This window comes from Nocardiopsis sp. TNDT3, assembly GCF_003427465.1.
Classification (GTDB): Bacteria; Actinomycetota; Actinomycetes; order Streptosporangiales; family Streptosporangiaceae; genus Nocardiopsis; species Nocardiopsis dassonvillei.
The window spans coordinates 1-1,348 of the sequence record NZ_QPFC01000989.1; the positions used below are offsets into that span (position 1 = coordinate 1).

General features: G+C 75.1%; 2 protein-coding genes. Both read right to left on the minus strand.

The window, feature by feature from the left end; all coding sequences use genetic code 11:
• Positions 1-50: 50 nt before the first annotated feature.
• Entirely contained in the window at positions 51-797 is a 747-nt protein-coding gene (pgl, locus tag DQW06_RS22685) for a 6-phosphogluconolactonase (RefSeq protein WP_013153995.1), read from the minus strand.
• The coding region (locus DQW06_RS22690) for a glucose-6-phosphate dehydrogenase assembly protein OpcA (protein WP_198662521.1) at positions 794-1,348 on the minus strand (555 nt) is incomplete at its 5' end. The genes pgl and DQW06_RS22690, both read right to left, overlap by 4 nt.

Below are 1,348 nucleotides of genomic sequence, written 5' to 3' on the forward strand. Positions count from 1 at the left end.
CGACCGCCCCGGCCGGATCCGGCCGGGGCGGTCGTCGATACCGAGACGGGCTACAGCTTCGAGGCCGCCGCCTCGTCCACCCAGAACACGGTCCGCTCCGCGCCGCGCGCACCGGCCACGGGGGCCTCGTCCACGCTGCCCCCGGCCAGGCCCAGCCGCACGGCCTCGGCCTTGCCCTCTCCCGAGGCCAGCACCCACACCTCGCGGGCCGTCCGGATCGACGGCAGCGTCAGGGTGATCCGCCGCGGCGGGGGCTTGGGCGAGTCGTGCACCGCGGCCACCGACGCCTCGTCCTCGCGCACCCCCGGCAGACCCGGGAAGAGCGAGGCCACGTGCGCGTCCGGGCCCACGCCCAGCAGGCACACGTCGAACACGGGCACCGGTCCCCGTGCCCGCGCGGCCACCGCCAGCTCCCGGCCGTAGCGGGTGGCGGCGTGCTCGACGTGGTCGCCGTCCAGCCCGTCGGAGGCGGGCATCGGGTGCACGTTGTGCGCGGGCACCGGAACCGCGTCGATCAGCGCCGCGCACGCCTGGGTCTCGTTGCGCTCGGGGTCCTTGTCCGGCAGGAAGCGCTCGTCACCCCACCACAGGTGCACGTGCGACCAGCCGATCCCGGCCTCCAGGGCGTGGTCGCGCACCGCCTCCAGCGTGCGGATGCCGATCCCGCCCCCGGTCAGCACCAGGTGGAAGTCGCGCTTGTCCGCCTCGGCCTGGACGATCATGTTCACCAGCTTCAACGCGACGCTGTCGGCCAGCGCCCCCGCGTCGGAGTGGCGGACGATCTCCGGTTCGCTCATCCTCGTGCTCCGCTTCCGGACAGCAGCGGCTCCAGGTGCCGGGCCGCGCTCTCGTAGATCTCGTCGGGGTCCAGACGGCGCAGCTCCTCGGCCAGAGCCCCGGAGGCGGCGCGCCGCGACAGGGCCACCGTCTGGTCGGGCTGGCCGAACCGCGACAGCGTGGCCACCCGGCCGTCCACCCGGGAGATCGTGATGTCCCCCTGGTCGGTGGTCAGGCGGACCTCGGTCAGGCCGGGGCCGTGCGAGGTCTCGCGGGACACCGGCACGTCCAGCCGGTCCGACAGCCACGCGGCCAGCAGTTCGGCGCTCGGGTAGTGCGACTCGGCCGTCACACTGGCCGAGGTCACCCACCCGCAGGGCTGGTCCATGGCGCTGGCCAGCAGCGAGCGCCACGGCGTCAGCCGGGTCCAGGTCAGGTCGGTGTCGCCCGGGCTGTAGTGGGACACCCGCTCCAGCAGGTCGCTCACCGGGTCCGGTGCGCGCAGCGCGTCGGTGATCCGGCGCTGGGCCAGGCGTCCGATCGGATCGGCGGCCGGGTTGGCCGGGCCCAC